The organism is Flavobacterium buctense, assembly GCF_014486695.1.
Classification (GTDB): domain Bacteria; phylum Bacteroidota; class Bacteroidia; order Flavobacteriales; family Flavobacteriaceae; genus Flavobacterium; species Flavobacterium buctense.
Map to the genome: position 1 here is coordinate 392076 of NZ_JACTAB010000002.1, position 17737 is coordinate 409812.

At 38.9% G+C, this 17737-nt stretch carries 10 protein-coding genes; 3 read left to right on the forward strand and 7 right to left on the reverse strand.

Annotated features, from left to right (window positions below; genetic code table 11):
- Positions 1-179: 179 nt before the first annotated feature.
- The 7 genes from ICG50_RS05735 to ICG50_RS05765 all read right to left on the reverse strand — a co-directional run bounded on the left by ICG50_RS05735 (position 180) and on the right by ICG50_RS05765 (position 13422).
- A complete protein-coding gene (locus ICG50_RS05735; protein ID WP_187659947.1) occupies positions 180-2585 on the reverse strand; it encodes an alpha-ketoacid dehydrogenase subunit alpha/beta in 2406 nt (801 codons plus the stop codon).
- 185 nt (positions 2586-2770) lie between these two features.
- The gene (locus tag ICG50_RS05740; RefSeq protein ID WP_187659977.1) at positions 2771-5518 is read right to left on the reverse strand and encodes a gluzincin family metallopeptidase; all 2748 of its coding nucleotides are present in this window, start codon (positions 5516-5518) and stop codon (positions 2771-2773) included.
- A gap of 130 nt (positions 5519-5648) precedes the next feature.
- Positions 5649-6371, reverse strand: coding sequence for an LOG family protein (locus tag ICG50_RS05745; RefSeq protein ID WP_187659948.1), 723 nt, complete (start codon positions 6369-6371; stop codon positions 5649-5651).
- 31 nt (positions 6372-6402) lie between these two features.
- The gene (gene uvrA, locus ICG50_RS05750) at positions 6403-9234 is read right to left on the reverse strand and encodes an excinuclease ABC subunit UvrA (RefSeq protein ID WP_187659949.1); all 2832 of its coding nucleotides are present in this window, start codon (positions 9232-9234) and stop codon (positions 6403-6405) included.
- A 79-nt stretch (positions 9235-9313) separates the two neighbouring features.
- Positions 9314-11131 carry a chloride channel protein gene (locus ICG50_RS05755; RefSeq protein WP_187659950.1) on the reverse strand — a complete coding sequence of 606 codons (1818 nt, stop codon included), beginning with the start codon at positions 11129-11131 and terminating at the stop codon, positions 9314-9316.
- Positions 11132-11170: 39 nt separating this feature from the next.
- Positions 11171-12841 (reverse strand): gamma-glutamyltransferase, encoded by a 1671-nt coding sequence (ggt, locus tag ICG50_RS05760; protein ID WP_187659951.1) that lies wholly within the window; start codon positions 12839-12841, stop codon positions 11171-11173.
- Positions 12838-13422 (reverse strand): acyl carrier protein phosphodiesterase, encoded by a 585-nt coding sequence (locus ICG50_RS05765; protein ID WP_187659952.1) that lies wholly within the window; start codon positions 13420-13422, stop codon positions 12838-12840. The genes ggt and ICG50_RS05765 overlap by 4 nt, the downstream gene beginning before the upstream one ends.
- 187 nt (positions 13423-13609) lie before the next feature.
- Here ICG50_RS05765 and glmM point away from each other — a divergent pair, with 187 nt between their 5' ends.
- The 3 genes from glmM to ICG50_RS05780 are packed head-to-tail and all read left to right on the forward strand — an operon-like array spanning position 13610 to position 17695.
- Positions 13610-14998 (forward strand): phosphoglucosamine mutase, encoded by a 1389-nt coding sequence (gene glmM / locus ICG50_RS05770; protein ID WP_187659953.1) that lies wholly within the window; start codon positions 13610-13612, stop codon positions 14996-14998.
- A gap of 58 nt (positions 14999-15056) precedes the next feature.
- A complete protein-coding gene (locus tag ICG50_RS05775; protein ID WP_187659954.1) occupies positions 15057-16247 on the forward strand; it encodes a hypothetical protein in 1191 nt (396 codons plus the stop codon).
- A 5-nt stretch (positions 16248-16252) separates the two neighbouring features.
- Positions 16253-17695, forward strand: a complete 1443-nt coding sequence (locus ICG50_RS05780; protein ID WP_187659955.1) for a hypothetical protein — start codon at positions 16253-16255, stop codon at positions 17693-17695.
- Positions 17696-17737 lie beyond the last annotated feature (42 nt).

Consider the following 17737-nt stretch of genomic DNA (forward strand, 5'->3'; position numbering starts at 1 on the left):
TACATATTTTATTATTCATTAGAATGGTAGATTGCTTTAAATTATATAAGTAAGCTTAATTAAATTTTCGAAAATTCAGTTATTCAATTACTGTCAAACTGTTTCGAAGTTTTTGGAATCGAAGTGCTTCTGTATATTATTATCCACAAAAAAAGGAACCAACAGGTTCCTTTTCAATATTAATACAAACTCGGATATTCCTCCGGTTTCGCTTCGTGCATAATGGCATAAACCTTTTCAAAAACATCTTCTGCCGAAGGTTTAGAGAAATAATCTCCATCGGTGCCGTAAGCCGGTCGGTGGGCTTTGGAGGCTAACGTTTGCGGTTGGCTGTCTAAATGTTGGTACCCGTTTTGCTCGTCTACAATTTGTTGGAGTAGGTAAGCAGAAGCACCACCGGGAACGTCTTCGTCAACCACCAATAATCGGTTGGTTTTGGCGATACTCTTCACACAGTCGTGGTTTACGTCAAACGGCAACAATGATTGTGCGTCGATGATTTCAACATTAATCCCCACTTCCAATAATTCTTTTGCGGCTTGCTCAATGATTCTTAGCGTTGAACCATAAGAAACTATGGTGATATCGGTGCCTTCTTTTATCGTCTCTACCACGCCAATCGGGGTTTTGAATTCGCCCAAGTTGGTGGGCATTTTTTCTTTCAAACGGTAACCGTTCAAACATTCTACTACTAAGGCCGGTTCGTCTGTTTCCAACAAAGTATTGTAGAAACCTGCCGCTTTGGTCATGTTTCTCGGAACCAAAACGTGAATCCCTCGAATGGCATTGATAATCATCCCCATCGGTGAGCCTGAGTGCCAAATGCCTTCGAGTCTGTGACCACGCGTTCTGATAATCAACGGCGCTTTTTGACGGCCTTGGGTTCTGTATTGTAACGTTGCTAAGTCATCGCTCATGATTTGGATGGCATACAACAAATAATCTAAATATTGGATTTCGGCAATTGGGCGTAAGCCACGCATCGCCATTCCTATTCCTTGTCCGAGTATCGTAGCTTCACGAATTCCGGCATCGGCCACGCGAAGTTCTCCGTATTTTTCCTGCATGCCTTCCAAGCCTTGGTTGACGTCTCCAATATTTCCGGCATCTTCACCAAAGATTAAAGACTCAGGGTATTTATTAAAAATCGCATCAAAATTGTCGCGCAATACTAATCGGGCATCCACTTCTTCCGCTGATTCATCATAAGTTGGGGCAACAGTTGTCGCGCCCAAAACCGTTTTATCGGATTGTGAGAATAGGTGCGAACTGAATTTAGGTTGTATTTTATTGGTGTAATTCGTTATCCAAGTCGCCAATTGGGATTGTCCACTTTCTTTGACTACCAAACGTAAAACTTTACGTGCCGTAGTGATAATATCTTTGCGGATAGGTTCTTTTATTGATGCTAATTCTGAAGCGTATTTTTCAATAAAAACTTTATTTGAACTCGTCTCAGCAATTGAATTTAATAACGAAACCAATTCTTGTTGCTCTTCTTTCATAGGCGAAACAAAAGCAGTCCAAGCGGCTTTTTTGCCTTCCAAAACTTCTTTTTTGGCAGCTTCATCAATGGCTTCTAATTCTTCGGTCGTGGCCAAATTGTTATCGACTAACCAAGTACGCATTTGCGCCAAGCAATCGAATTCTGCTTCCCAAGCCAAACGCTCGGCATTTTTGTAACGCTCGTGTGAACCCGAAGTCGAGTGACCTTGCGGCTGCGTCAATTCGTTAACGTGAATCAAAACCGGAACGTGTTGCTCACGGGCAATCGCGCCTGCTTTTTGATAGGTTTCTACCAAAGTCGGGTAATCCCAACCCTTTACGGTCACGATTTCGTAACCGTTGTTTTCTTCGTCGCGTTGGAATCCTTTTAAGATTTCAGAAATGTTTTCTTTGGTGGTTTGGTAACGCGCGTGAACCGAAATTCCGTATTCGTCATCCCAAACACTCATCACCATCGGCACTTGTAAAACACCGGCAGCGTTGATGGTTTCAAAAAACAAACCTTCCGAAGTCGAAGCGTTCCCTATGGTTCCCCAAGCCACTTCGTTTCCGGCGTTAGAGAACTTGGTTAACTCTTCTAAACCACGAACGTTTCTGTATATTTTGGAGGCTTGTGCCAATCCTAACAAACGCGGCATTTGTCCGGCAGTAGGAGAGATATCAGCACTCGAATTTTTTTGCTGGGTCAAGTTGTTCCAATTCCCGTTTTCGTCTAACGAATGTGTGGCAAAGTGTCCGCCCATTTGACGTCCGGCACTCATTGGGTCATGCGCTAAATCGGTGTGACCATACAAACCGGCGAAAAACTGTTGGATTGAAAGTTGTCCAATTGCCATCATAAAAGTTTGGTCACGATAATACCCCGAACGGAAATCACCTTTTTGGAAGGCTTTCGCCAAAGCCAATTGCGGTACTTCTTTTCCGTCACCGAAAATCCCGAATTTGGCTTTTCCGGTCAATACTTCCTTTCTTCCGAGTAAGCTGCATTCGCGGCTTATTTTGGCAATTCGGTAATCGTTCAGTACTTCTGCTTTGAAATCTTCGAAGGTAATTTCGGTCTTGGTTTGTGCTTCAGTCATGTGTGGAATTGTTTCTTGAGAAAACAAATTTAAATAAAAAGAAGTAATTTCCACCATACTGTTGAAAAAAACTAATTTCAGTATCAATAATTTTAAACCTTAAAAAATAGACTTGACTGAGAAATTTTCAATGATATTTAAATATTGTGAAGAAATGTGTAATATTTAAACGATTTCAACCGTGTCTAAAACCATTTTCTGGTGAAAAGACCAATAAGCGTATCCGGGTTGAAAGTGACTATGAAACGTATTCTTTCTCCGTAGTTTTTTTCGGCTATTTCCCAGCCGTTGTTGGAATACACCGGAAAGTATAATTCGAAATAATCGGTGACTAAATTTAGGCGAACGCCACTGTCGTATACGAATTGCTCGGCTTTATTTTTATTCTTAATCATTCCGATATCACCATAGAGTTCAACCCAATTCCAAATGTTAGCGCTGGCGTTTATAGTCGTCATCCATTGGTTAGCGGTTCTGGTTTCCAACATCGATTTAAAGAATCCATCCGAAATAATCGACTGTTGGCTGAACAAACCGGTGGTTTCGGAACGACCTAAATAATCGTGCTCGAACAAATAATCGGTTGGGCGATCTAAGCCAAAATCGAAATAGGTAGAGGTATTATTGTTGTATAAAAAAGTTCCGGCAAACCAGCGCACATTGATTTGTCGTTTGTCATTAAACAACTTTCGGTATTGCAATTCTCCGGATAATTTACCAAACGAACTCGACAATTGTAAATCGCCTAAGAAATTATAATGCTTGGTCACTTCGGTTTTGCCGTTGTAGTATTTGGCATTGAACACTTTGTAATTTTCGGTATTCTCATCCACCGTAAACGCCGATTTTTCACGATCAATCATGATGTATTTAAAGACAATCATTTCCTTTTTGTTGTCTCTGAAATCATCAGGACGGAAACGCAAATAGACCATCGGATTGATTTTGGTGTAATAAGCATCGGGTGCATAATGCAAATAATGGCCGTTCAATTGGTACCGAATACTGTACAAATTACTGTCGCGGTTGAATTGGTTGACCATAAAATTGGCTTTGCCCGAAAGGCTTTGCGTTTTGGTGGAAATCGTTGGGTTCACATCGAAATTGAATGGTTTGTCCAAAATGGTTTTGTTGTGAAAACGAATGCCGGGTAATAAACCATCGTATAAATTGTATTCTAAAGTTGGAATGAAAACGACTTGGTTGTAATAAGGGTCTTCTAAATCTTTAAAGAAAATGAATTTGATTGGTCGGCTGTTTAGTCGAAATTCTTTAAGCGACTGCCAGTTGTTTCTCAAATTGAATTCGGGTACTTCGTTTTTATAATTGATGACAATTTTCTCCGCGTCATTTCTCGGAACGGTAAAAACACTATCTTTTGGGAACGTGTCAATCCATTTTTTGAAGACTACATTTTTGTCTTTAACGCCATAAACCGGAATCGGCACATGGGTATCGGTTTTATTCTTCAACGAAAAACGGATGCTATCTTTGGTTTTAGTGACTTTGTCAAATTTAAAATCGATGATGTCACGCGAGTTGATGATTTTGTCAAAAAACCATGTAATGTCTTTGGGTGAATTTTTGGTCAGTAACAACTCAAAGTCATTGCGATTGGTTTGCTGTTTTCTATTTAAGTCGATAAATTGTCGGATGCTGGTTTGCACTACTTTATTTTCAAGATAGCTGTCGAGGTATTTCAAACTCAAACCGGCGCGGTATTTTGAAGCAATTTTTTCGTTGAATTTGATTAAAGTGTTTTTGGGTGCGCCCAACGGTTGGTCGAGATTCTTACGTGCCATGAGCATATAAAAATAACTGTATTGCCCATTGAAATCAAGGCTTACTAAGTTGTAGGCACGCAAAATTCTCAGCTTCGCTACATTGCCCATCATTTTACTTTCGGGATGAAATTCGTCTATGTATTTCATCATGGTGTAGACTTGAATTCCGTTAATAATCCAGCTGTCTTTTCTAGGATCGAGTTGTAAAGCGTTGTGCAAATAATTGTCGAGATAAGTTTTCAGAAACTTAATTTCGTACATAAATTCATCCGGAAACGGACTGATGAAATTAGGCAATTGGTTCAAACCATAAAACGGATTTCTATCGTAATCGGCTTGCGTAACCGTGATTTTTTCGTGTGGATATTGGCCTAGATTTTCATTGACATAATTGACAATTTTGTCAATGACAATGGCTCGTTGAATATCAGTTAGGCGATTGTCACGCAGGTTGGAAATAACTTCCACTTGGTTGTTTTTAAATACCGAATATTCTTTAGGAATAGCAATAAACAAATTCAGATTCAGTCGGTTTTTACCCGAAAATTGGTATTGGTTTTGGCTGTTTTTAGCTTCTTTTTGAACTTCATTCAAATCGGAATTCACGGCAAGATTTAACGGAATTCTAATGTCTAAATCATAATCCGAAGGGGCATTAGCCGCATCGTCTAAGTTCAAATTACTGTATTTGACAAAGGCGATACTTTCGTAGCGCGCCGGAATCAAGAAACAGTTTTTGAGAGTCATTTTTCCGTTGTCGCCATAGCCATATGACGTAAATTTATCACTCGGAATTTTGACAAAATAAGTCAGTTTCAAAGTCGCTTTTTGATTCGGCAACAACTTTTCACGCAAGCGAATCTGAATCAAATCCGGATACTTGTCGTCTCTTTCCCAAGTCAACATCGATTGGTTGGCGTCGATGATGGTAATGTTGTCCGTTTGCCCTCGTTCTTTGTCTTGGGCCAAATGAAAATTGCGCACAAACTCATCTGAAAAACGCTCTGCCAAAGGCGTATTTTTATCCCGATACGCATTGTTCCAATCGTTCAAAACGATAAAACTCAGCGTATCGTTGGATTGGTTGTGAAAAGTCAGTTCTTGAATTACATGGAGTATTTTGGTTTCGCTGTTGACTTCCACCACCATTTTAGTATGGTGTTGGGCCAAAGCAACACTGCTAAAAAACAACAATATGTAGGTTAGTTTTTTCAATATTTTGACTTGGTTTTAAAAGCTATCTTACACATTGAATTTAATAGAAAACGATATGGATCTTTTAAAAGTTCGGACTCAAATTGTATTTTTTGTAGAAATTATCCAAAGCTTCTACCACTTCATCTTCAGTATCTACCACTTTTATCAAGTTCATGTCTTCCGGACTAACTGTTTTTTCTTTGTCAATCATTACGGTTTTTACCCAGTCTAATAGGCCTGACCAAAATTCGGTTCCGACTAAAATAATCGGGAATTTACCGATTTTCTTGGTTTGTATTAACGTCATCGCTTCAAACAATTCGTCTAAAGTTCCGAATCCGCCCGGCATTACCACAAAACCTTGGGAATACTTGACAAACATGACTTTGCGCACAAAGAAATAGTCGAAATTTAGGTTTTTATCCTTGTCGATATAAGGATTAAAATGCTGTTCAAAAGGCAATTCGATGTTCAATCCTACCGAAGTTCCACCACCATTGTGCGCACCTTTGTTACCGGCTTCCATGATGCCCGGTCCGCCACCGGTGATGACACCATATCCGGCTTTACTGATTTTATAAGCAATTTTTTCAGCCAATAAATAATAACGGTCGTTTGGTTTAGTTCTGGCTGACCCAAAAATAGAAACACACGGCCCAATTCGCGCCATGCTTTCGTAGCCGTTAACAAACTCCGACATGATTTTAAAAATCGCCCAAGAGTCGTTGGTTCTTATCTCATTCCAGGTTTTTTGTTTTAGTTTTTCCTGAATTTTATCGTCTTCATTTTGAAAATCGTCTCTCATCTTTTAGTATAATTTTTTTTAAGCAAACGTGCTAAAGTAATTCTTTTTTCAAAAACTGCGCGGTGTAGCTTTTCTTATTTTTAATAATCTCTTCCGGAGTTCCGACACACAGAATTTGGCCACCGCCTTTTCCGCCTTCAGGTCCAACGTCAATGATGTGATCCGCCAATTTGATGACGTCCATATTGTGCTCGATGATCAAAATCGTGTTGCCTTTGTCGACCAATTTGTTAATCACATCCATCAATACGCGAATGTCCTCAAAATGCAAACCGGTTGTGGGTTCGTCCATGATGTAAAACGTGTTTCCGGTGTCTTTTTTGGATAATTCTGTCGCCAATTTGATGCGTTGCGCTTCACCGCCCGAAAGCGTGGTGCTTTGTTGTCCCAAAGTGATGTAGCCCAACCCGACATCTTGTATGGTTTTGACTTTTCTGTAAATTTTCGGAATGTTTTCAAAGAAATCCACCGCTTCATCCACGGTCATGTTCAACACATCTGAAATGGATTTGCCTTTGTATCTTATTTCTAAGGTTTCTCGATTGAATCGTTTTCCTTGACAAGTTTCACATTCTACATACACATCCGGTAAGAAACTCATTTCGATGGTTCGAACACCCGAACCTTCACAGGTTTCACATCTTCCGCCCGAAACATTGAAGCTAAAACGTCCGGCTTTGTAACCACGAATCATCGCTTCCGGAACTTGGGTATACAAACTCCTGATTTCCGAAAACACATCGGTATAAGTCGCCGGATTGGAACGAGGCGTTCTTCCAATCGGACTTTGATCGATATCAATCACTTTGTCGATATGTTCTAAACCTTCGATTTTTTTATAAGGTTGCGGTTTTTTGACGCCGTTGAAATAATACTCATTCAAAATAGGATAGAGCGTTTCATTAATCAAAGTCGATTTTCCACTACCCGAAACTCCGGTCACGCAAATCAGTTTTCCTAACGGCAATTCGATAGAAACATTTTTTAAATTATTTCCCGTTGCGCCTGTTAGTTTCATGAATTTACCATTGCCTTGACGGCGTTTTTTGGGTACTTCAATTTTCATTTCGCCATTCAAATACATCGCCGTAATGGTGTGTTCGTTGAGTAGTTCTTTCGGCGTGCCTTTGCTGATGATTTCACCACCAAATTTTCCGGCTTTAGGTCCGATATCAATCACGTAATCAGCGCGTTCTATCATGTCTTTGTCGTGTTCAACCACCAAAACCGAATTTCCGATGTCTCTTAATTGTTCCAAAGAATGAATCAGTTTTTCGTTGTCTCTTTGGTGCAAACCGATACTGGGTTCGTCCAGAATATACAAGACGCCTACGAGTTGTGAACCAATTTGTGTGGCCAAACGAATACGTTGTGCTTCACCGCCGGAAAGCGATTTAGAACTGCGATTGATGGATAAATAATTCAAACCCACATTCACTAAAAAGCGCAAACGGTCTTTGATTTCTTTGACGATTTCTGAGGCAATGATAGTTTGTTTTTCAGAAAGATGTTGGTCTAAATCCTCAAACCAAGCCGATAAATCCGAAATATCCATCGTGGATAAATCGAAGATGTTTTTTTCGTGAATTCGGAAATACATCGCTTCTTTTTTCAAGCGCGAACCGTGACATTCCGGACAGGTGATTTCGTCCATGAATTCTTTAGCCCAACGTTTTATTGACGTGGAATTGCTTTCGTCGTATTGGTTTTTGATGAAATGCGAAATGCCTTCGAACTCTATTTTGTACTCTTTAGTGATGCCCAAAGTTTTGGATTCTACCGTAAATTTTTCCTTTCCGCCTTGTAAAATGATTTGCATCGCTTCTTCCGGAATACTTTCGATAGTATCAGCTAGGCTAAAGCCAAATTTCTCTCCGATGATTTCCAATTGTTTGAAAATCCATGACGATTTGTATTCACCCAACGGAGCAAAACCGCCATTTTTGATAGACAATTTCGGATTCGGAATGACTTTTTTTAGGTTGATTTCATGTACGGTTCCCAAGCCTTTACATTCTTCGCACGCACCTTTTGGAGAGTTAAATGAAAATAAATTCGGCTCCGGATTTTGATAGGATATTCCGGAAGTCGGACACATCAAATTCCGACTGAAATATCTAACTTCATTCGTGTCTTGGTCCAAAATCATCAACACATTTTCGCCGTGATACATGGCGGTTTTGATGCTTTCGGCCAGGCGTTTTTCGTTATCCTCGTTATTCTCAATCACCATTCGGTCGATGACAATTTCGATATCGTGGGTTTTGTAACGGTCGAGTTTCATGCCGGGAAGCAAATCTTGTACTTCACCGTTTACTCTGACTTTCAGAAAACCTTGTTTGGTGATTTGTTGGAACAATTCGGCGTAATGCCCTTTTCTGGCGCGGATAATCGGAGCCAAAATATTGATGCGTTTTCCGGTAAAGTTTTGAATAATCAAGTCTTTGATTTGCTCATCGGAATACGAAACCATTTTTTCACCCGTGACATAACTATACGCTTCGCCACCACGAGCATAGAGTAAACGCAGGAAATCGTATATTTCAGTAATAGTTCCAACAGTCGATCGCGGACTTTTACTCGTCGTTTTTTGTTCAATAGCAATTACGGGAGACAATCCGTCGATTTTGTCTACATCAGGACGTTCTAATCCACCAAGGAATTGGCGAGCATAAGCCGAAAAAGTTTCGATATAACGGCGTTGTCCTTCGGCATAAATGGTGTCGAAAGCCAAAGACGATTTCCCCGAACCCGAAAGACCGGTGATTACAACCAGTTTTTCGCGAGGAATGTTGATATCAATATTCTTTAGATTGTGTACTCGAGCGCCGAGAACTTCAATAGTATTTTCTGTTTCAAGCATAGCAATTGGGCAAAACGCAAAGGTAGTGTTTTGGTTGCAATTTTTGAATAGACGGTTGAGAAGTTATTGTTAAAAAAGATTACTCAATAATCATCTCTTTCAAACGATGACGATAGCTTTCAAGGACGTCAATTTTAGAGAGGAAACCAAAGTATTTTCCTTTATAGATAACCGGTAAAATCGTGGCTTTGGAGGTTTCAAACAGCTTCATGATTTTCTCGGGTTTGTCCTCAAATAAGATTAACTCCTTGGGTTGGCTTATGATTTCTGACATCGTCATAAATTTGACGTGATTCGGATTGAAAATAAAAGCCCTTACTTCTTCAAAATCGACTATGCCAATTAAAGATTTGTGTTCATCAACAATCGGAATTATTTTTTGTTCCGAAGTAGCAAAAATCTCCACCACTTTTGCCGGCGAATCCTGAAGTGTCAGCGTTTTATAATTTTGTTGTACCAAATTGTAAAAATTAATGCTTTGCAAGATGTTCTTATCTTTATCACTAGTGAAAACTTCGCCTTTATCGGCCAAACTTTTGACATCCATAGAATGTTTTTCAAACTGTTTGGAAACGGCAAAACTCACCGAAGACACTATCATCAAAGGTACCATCAAATCGTAACCGCCGGTAATTTCCACAATAAGGAAAATAGCAGTTAACGGCGCGTGAAATAAACCACTCAGAATTCCGGCCATACCAACAATCGTAAAATTGGCTATCGGTAAATGATGCGTGAAGTTGAGCAGATTGATTGATTTGGCTACAAAATAACCTAAATACGAACCTACAAAAAGTGAAGGCGCAAAGTTGCCGCCGTTTCCTCCACTGCCTAAAGTTAATCCGGTTGCGAAAGCTTTTAACAACATAGTAACACCAACAAAGGCCAACAAAACCCATTCGCTTTTAAAACGTTCGAGCATGGTATTGTCTAATAAAAGTCCGGGGTTATTAGACGCTAAGGTTTTGATACTTTCATAACCTTCTCCAAAAAGCGTTGGGAAAAAGAAAATCAAAACCGCTAATAAAAAAGCACCGATAAAAGCTCTTCGGTACCCTTTGTTTTTAAAGCTGCCGAAAAACTTTTCTACTTTTTGAAAATTCCGGGCGTGATATACTGAGGTCAATCCGGCTAAGATTCCGAGTAAAATATAATAAGGTGTATTGTGGTAATCAAATCTGAGTGTTTGCTGGAAATTCAAGATTACATCGTCGCTCAAAGTGATAGTTGAAATCAACGCACCGGTCGCTGCCGAAATGATAATCGGGATAAAAGCCGAGATGGAAATATCCGTCAAAACAACTTCTATGGCAAATAAAACTCCGGCAATCGGCGCGTTGAACGCTGCTCCAATTCCGGCTGCGACACCACAAGCCAAGAGTAGAATTCGGTCTTTTTGGGACAAATGGTATTTCTGCGCGAAGTTGGAACCAAAAGCCGCGCCGGTAATCACAATCGGGCTTTCCAAACCGGCAGAACCACCGAGGCCAATGGTTAACGAGCTGGTTACGATTTGTGCATACATTTGCTTTTTCGGCATGATGCCGCCTTTTTTGGCTACGGCATACAATACTTTAGAACTGCCTTTTTCGATTTGATTGTTTAGAAAATTGCGAACTACAAATACGGTTAGCAAAATTCCGGCAATCGGCAGCAAACTGTTGATGTAAGGAAGTTTTAGGAAACCATTGATATTATTGGCCCAAAGGAAAATGTTATGGGCAAAACTCTTTAGGATAATTACGGCAAACGAACAAGTAATCGCCACAGCAACGCAAGCAAAATAGATAAAGTTTCTTTCGCTGAGTTTGTCTTTCAAAAGGAAAACCAAGTTTTCGGCTCTTCTGAAAATACTTCTGAAAACAATTTTAAAAAAGGAAGCTTTGTTCGACGGCATTATCTCAAACTTTGAAAGGCTAAGATAGTATTCTAAATTTTAAAAACCAACCGCTTTATCATCGCCTCTGAAATCGGCACCACCTTCGAGTTTTCCATCGGGTAAAACTAAAATGGCATCTACTTTACCAATCACCGGAGCGACTTTTTCGTTGATTTTGTAGCCTTTCTTGGCCAGTGTTTCTAATAATAATTGATCAAACTTTTGAGGCTCAAACTGAATTTCGTCAGGCAGCCATTGGTGGTGGAATCTGGGTGCATTTACGGCTTCTTGAATGTTCATGTTGAATTCAGTTACATTCAAAATTGTTTGCAAAACCGAAGTAATAATCATTGAACCGCCGGGTGAACCCAACAACATAAAGAGTTTGCCGTTTTTTTCGACTATGGTTGGCGTCATGGAACTTAGCATTCTTTTTCGCGGCGCAATGCTGTTGGCTTCGGCACCCACTAAACCATAAGAATTCGGAACACCCGGTTTAGAAGAAAAGTCGTCCATTTCATTGTTTAAAAAGAAACCCAATTCGTCACAAAACAGCTTCGAACCATAAGCACCATTGATAGTTGTAGTAACTGAAACGGCATTTCCTTCTGAATCAACAATTGAGTAATGTGTAGTTTCGTCGCTTTCGTATACTGAAACTTCACCATGACTTACCTCTGCAGATTTTGTGGCTTGGTCAAAAGTGAAAGTGCTCATTCGGTCTTTAAGATACTTATCATTCCATAGTGCTTTCTGAGGAATTTTGACAAAATCCGGGTCGCCCAGAAAATAATTTCTATCAGCATAAGCTCTGCGTTCGGCTTCGGTTATAACTTGGATGTATTTTTCTGAATTGTGTCCAAAGGCATTCAAAGGATAAGGCTCAATCATTTTCAGAATTTGGGCCAAAGTAATCCCGCCGCTACTTGGTGGCGCCATCGAAATTATGGTCAAATCTTTGTGTTGAAATGAAATCGGTTTGCGCCAAACTACTTGGTATTCGGCCATATCTTTCATCGAAATAATACCGCCTTTTTCTTGGATAAAATCCACTAGTTTTTGGGCCGTTTTGCCTTTGTAGAATTCGTTGCGACCTTTTTTTAGAATTTGTTCCAAAGTGTTAGCTAAGGCCAAATATTTGATGGTGTCACCAACGTTAAAAGTCTTATTGTACAAAGTCTTATCACCGCTAATTTTTACGATAATTGCTCTGTTTTCGTCTAGTTTTTCTTTTTCTTTTGCCGTCACAATAATCCCTTTTTGGGCTAAAGCGATTGAAGGTTCGAACAAATCTTTTAGCGGTAGTTTGCCAAATTTTTTATGGACTTCAAATATTCCGGCGACACTTCCGGGAATGCCAACGCATAATGCGCCATCTGTACTTAGATTCGGAATGACATTGCCATTTGGGTCTTGGTACATGTTTTTGGTTGCTTTGGCCGGAGCTTTTTCGCGAAAATCTAATGAACCTATTTCCCCATTCGCTTTGCGATACACCATAAATCCGCCACCGGAAATATTCCCCGCATAAGGATAAGCTACTGCTAACGCCAATTGCGTTGCAATCATAGCATCAAAAGCATTACCGCCTTTTTTGATGATGTCAATACCAATTTGTGAAGCTTCTTCACGAGCTGAAACTACCATTGCTTTTTCGGCAATTAATCCTTTTGATTGGGCGAAAATGAAGTTTGAAATCAGTAAAAAAGCGAAGAAACTCTTTTTCATAAAGTGGTTAATTTATCTTGACAATGTTGTTGCAGTTCCTCAAAAAACAGAGTGAATTCGTTTTCAAATTCGGTGTAAAATTGTTTCAATTCAACGATGGATTCGTCCATGGCAACGCGATGCTTGGTGCGATAATCCATTTGGAACATAATCATTTGCAAACCTTCAATCGTAGCATAACTCACCAACCAATTTCGACCAATCATATAAGGCATCATGCCTTTGGCTCTTTCGGTTAGGATTTCGTAATTATCTTTAAGTAAGAGATAAAAATCCTGAGCATAGGCTTCTAATTTAACCTTAGAATAGTTACTCCAATTTTTGGCCAAAAAATGATCGTAGAAAATATCCATAATCACACCCGAATAATGGCCGTATTTTTCGTGTAATCTATGTTTGCTTTGCCTATAAATCGGATGCATATCGGTAAAACTGTCGATGGAACGATGCAATAGAATTCCCTTTCGAATTTCGGTTGGATAATCCTCATAATGATGCCCGCGAATACTGTCCGCCATAAAATTCCCGATTTTGAGTAAATCGTTGTCGCCGGAGAGATATATGTGGGCTAGGAAGTTCATTTTTTTAGGCTCTGAGGTACTAAGGTTCTAAGGCACTGAGGTTCTGTGAAACTAAGAATTACTCTGTGTTGTTTTGTAAATATAGAAAAAGTTTGCCTTTTTAGCACAAGCATCTGAAAACTTAGAACCTTAGTACCTTAGAACCTTAGTAACTTTTTTTACATTTGTACTTCAAAATCAAAATAAAATGACACTTATAAAATCAATCTCAGGAATTCGCGGTACTATTGGCGGGAAAGTAGGCGACAATTTGACTCCGGTGGATGCTGTAAAATTTGCTTCGGCTTATGGAACTTTCCTGAAGAATAACATACAAAAAGACAGACTGAAGGTTGTGATTGGTCGTGATGCCCGTATTTCGGGACCGATGATTCACAATTTAGTCGTGAATACTTTAATCGGATTAGGAATCGATGTAATCGATTTAGGTTTGTCGACTACGCCAACCGTGGAAGTAGCTGTGCCATTGGAACAAGCGGACGGCGGAATCATTTTAACAGCTTCACACAATCCGAAACAATGGAATGCTTTGAAGTTGTTGAATGCCAAAGGCGAATTTTTAAGCGGTGCCGATGGAGCTAAGATTTTAGAAATAGCCGAAGCCGAAGCATTTGATTTTTCGGATGTGGACAGTTTGGGTGAAATCACAGCGAATGATGCTTACATGGATATTCATATCGATGAGGTTTTAGAATTGCCTTTGGTCGATGCGGAAGCAGTGGCCAAAAGAAAATTCAAAGTCGTTGTTGATGGCGTAAATTCTTCCGGAGGCATTATCATTCCGAAGTTATTGGAACAAATGGGCGTGGAGTGCGTGAAATTGTATTGCGAACCGAATGGTCATTTTCCGCATAATCCTGAACCTTTGAAAGAACACTTGGGTGATATCTGTAAATTGGTTGTAGAAGAAAAAGCCGATTTCGGGATTGTAGTTGATCCTGATGTTGACCGTTTGGCTTTCATTTCTAATGATGGAGAAATGTTTGGCGAAGAATATACTTTGGTGGCTTGTGCCGATTATGTGTTGAGCAAAACGCCGGGCAATACCGTTTCGAATATGTCGTCTTCTCGTGCTTTGCGCGATATTACCGAAAAACACAACGGCAGTTACCAAGCGAGTGCTGTTGGTGAAGTGAACGTAGTTGAATTGATGAAAGCTTCGAATGCGATTATTGGTGGTGAAGGCAATGGCGGCATTATTTATCCGGAGTTGCATTACGGTCGCGATAGTTTGGTAGGCGTGGCATTATTTTTAACGCATTTGGCGAGTTTAGACATGACGGTAGCCGAATTAAGAGCATCGTATCCGCAATATTATATGAGCAAAAACAAAATCGAATTGACGCCGCAAATTGATGTCGATGCGATTCTGGTAGCGATGACCGACAAATACAAAAACGAAAACATCTCCACGATTGACGGAGTGAAAATAGACTTTCCAACGGAATGGGTTCACTTGCGCAAATCCAACACCGAACCGATTATTCGAATTTATACCGAAGCACCAACGCAGGCTGAAGCCGATACATTGGCTTTGAGAATTATTGAGGAAATTAAGGCTGTGGCGGGAATTTAACTAATTAAATATCAATTGGTAAAATAAAATATTTATGTTTGCCGAAAAATTATACTATATGAAATTATCTAAAATTTACTTGCTGTTGGGTGTGGTTATGTTAACGCTAAGCGGTTATGCCCAAAGTATTTCTTCAGAAATGGTTGAGTTTCAAATGTTGAAAGCGCCAAAAACACCAATTGAGGAAGCCAACAGACAGTATAGAGTAGTAGTAACTTCTCCTTATAATCTTAAAGCTGAAGATGTTAACGCACAATCCAAGCTTGACTTTCAAGCGGAACAAAAAAATTATGCCAAGGTATTAGCAGAAAGTGAAAAAGCCTTTCAAGAAATGACTAAAAATCACGATGTTGAAGTAGCCAAAGCCAAAGAAAAATTCGAATTAGAATCGGCTGAGTTTAAAAAGCTTTCTATGTTGGAGCGTCTGACAATGACAGAACAAGGTAAAAATCCTAAATTGGTTACACCGGCAAAACCAAATTATATTAAACCGGCTGAGCCTGTTTACAGAGAGCCTAATTTGAATAATTACATTATTGTTGACAACAATGTTTTAGCTTCTCAAATTACTATTGACGGATTTTCGCGCGAAGGCAGTTATGTTGATGTAGCAGTTGATATTCAAAAAGCTAATTTTCAAGATAACGCCGGACAAACGTTTGCCAACCAACCAACAAAAATTGTGGTTAAAGTAAATGGTATTGAAAAAATTAACAGTGTGTTTTTCAAAGATTTTAAGTTTTTGTCTTCGGCACCAACCAATAATATTAACAAACCATTAGAAGAAAAGAATCATTTGAACAAAGTAATGGCTTTTATCAACCAATTTTTGAATGATAACTTTGGGTACCAGTCTATTAAATCTTCGGTAAAACTAAGTAGTGTAAAAAACAAAGGGAAATACGATGACTTAGAAAAAGCCTCTGTTTATGTAACTACAAATCTTAGAAAATTAAATCCGCAAAATCCACAAATGACGGCTGCCGGGATGACCGGAATGCAAAAAGGAATTGACATTTGGAAAGAAACTTTGACAAAAGTGGTTTACAAAGACAAGAAAGCCGACTTCAATGAGAAAATCGCTGAGTTTGTTTATTTCAATTTAATCCGACTTCACTTGGCATTAGGCAAAAAAACTGAAGCCGAAAAATATTTAAATGAAATGCAAGAGAACATCATCAATCTGAACTTGTCTTATGATGAGCAGAATGAGTTAAAACAGTTGGAAACACAAATTTATAAAGGCTAATTACTATGAAATTAAGCATACTTACAGTGGTTCTTGCTTTTGCTATGGGAACATTATCGGCTCAAGTAAAAAAAGAATGGGGTGCCAAATTTGATTACAATCAAAAAGACGAGCAAGACCCAAAATTGGTTATGGCTGACAACTACAATCATTACATGATGACCGTTATCAACAAAGACGGAATGATGGCACAAAACCAAATCATCATTAGAAAGTTTGATCAAAAAAACAATTTAGTGAATACTTTAGTTCAAGAGTTTCCTAACAAAGACATTTACACGCTACATAATTATTTAGGTAGTTTTGAAATTGGGAATGACAAAGTGGTGGTTTTTACGGATACTTGGTCGAATAAAACCAAAAAGAAAGAAATTCACAAAGTTATTTTTGATAAAAAAGCGGAAGCTTTTACCACATCTTTGGTGGTAGGGTATACTTTTGAAAGCATGATGAAATCGGGAACCGCTAATGTGATGGGCTCTCAAAATGGCGCTTTTATCGCAATTACGTATCAAAAATTTTCGAACCGAAAAATTGCTGAAGAAACTGATTGTACGGTTCTTGATGGAAAAACGTTGGAAGTGGCTTGGAAGAAAACAGTAACCTTACCTTTGGAACTTTATACTGACAACGTTGTGGTCACTAATACAGGAAAATTGGTAATTGTGAAAAGAGTAGTGGACAAAAGTGCAAAACATTCTATTAGTGTAATCGATGCGAATGCTATTGAAGACAAAGAATTTACTTCTAACATAAAAATCAATAGACCACTCGCTTTTTCAATAGGCACTCAAGATTATTTGGTGGCTTTTAGCTCATCAGCAAAGCAAAGAGATAATATTTACGATAGTATTTTATTATATGATTTGCAATCGGGAACCACTTTGAAAGAAAACCCGATTAAGGAATTCAGCGGTGTAAAAGATTTACAAGAAATCAAATATGATTATTTAAATATTCAAAATAACCAAATTCATTTGTTTGTTGAATGTAAATACCAAACCGGTACAAGACCTGACCCGACATTTCCAAACAATCCTGGATTTAACATTCCGGTTTATTCAAATGGTATGGCAACATTTTTTGCTCTGGATTTAGACGGTACTTTGAAAAAAACAGTTAATCTAAAGGTAACAGCAACCAATGATAATTTAGTAAGATGTATAGGAATCCTTAACTACCGTGGCGATTATTTTATCAATGCCGGTAATTATTATGAGAGTTCAAGTAATAGCAGAAGAGGTTTCTACAAATTAGACCAAGCTACTTTTACGCCAAATTACCTCAATTATGAATACAGTATTCCTAGCTACAATAGTGAAGACAGTTATGGTACTTGTATCAGCCAATTTTGTCAATATTTTCCCGACACGAAACGTATGTTAATGGCGGCGGGTTATGGTGATGGCAAAATAGCTTTTGTGAGTCTTTATGGCTCCGGACTTTAGTCTTAATCTAAAAAGATATAAAAAAACCTTTCCGTTAGGAAA

Coding starts and splice junctions, on each gene's coding strand:
- ICG50_RS05735 (WP_187659947.1), bottom strand. CDS start 2,585: ATGACTGAAGCACAAACCAAGACCGAAATTACCTTCGAAGATTTCAAA.
- ICG50_RS05740 (WP_187659977.1), bottom strand. CDS start 5,518: ATGGTGGTGGAAGTCAACAGCGAAACCAAAATACTCCATGTAATTCAA.
- ICG50_RS05745 (WP_187659948.1), bottom strand. CDS start 6,371: ATGAGAGACGATTTTCAAAATGAAGACGATAAAATTCAGGAAAAACTA.
- uvrA (WP_187659949.1), bottom strand. CDS start 9,234: ATGCTTGAAACAGAAAATACTATTGAAGTTCTCGGCGCTCGAGTACAC.
- ICG50_RS05755 (WP_187659950.1), bottom strand. CDS start 11,131: ATGCCGTCGAACAAAGCTTCCTTTTTTAAAATTGTTTTCAGAAGTATT.
- ggt (WP_187659951.1), bottom strand. CDS start 12,841: ATGAAAAAGAGTTTCTTCGCTTTTTTACTGATTTCAAACTTCATTTTC.
- ICG50_RS05765 (WP_187659952.1), bottom strand. CDS start 13,422: ATGAACTTCCTAGCCCACATATATCTCTCCGGCGACAACGATTTACTC.
- glmM (WP_187659953.1), top strand. CDS start 13,610: ATGACACTTATAAAATCAATCTCAGGAATTCGCGGTACTATTGGCGGG.
- ICG50_RS05775 (WP_187659954.1), top strand. CDS start 15,057: ATGAAATTATCTAAAATTTACTTGCTGTTGGGTGTGGTTATGTTAACG.
- ICG50_RS05780 (WP_187659955.1), top strand. CDS start 16,253: ATGAAATTAAGCATACTTACAGTGGTTCTTGCTTTTGCTATGGGAACA.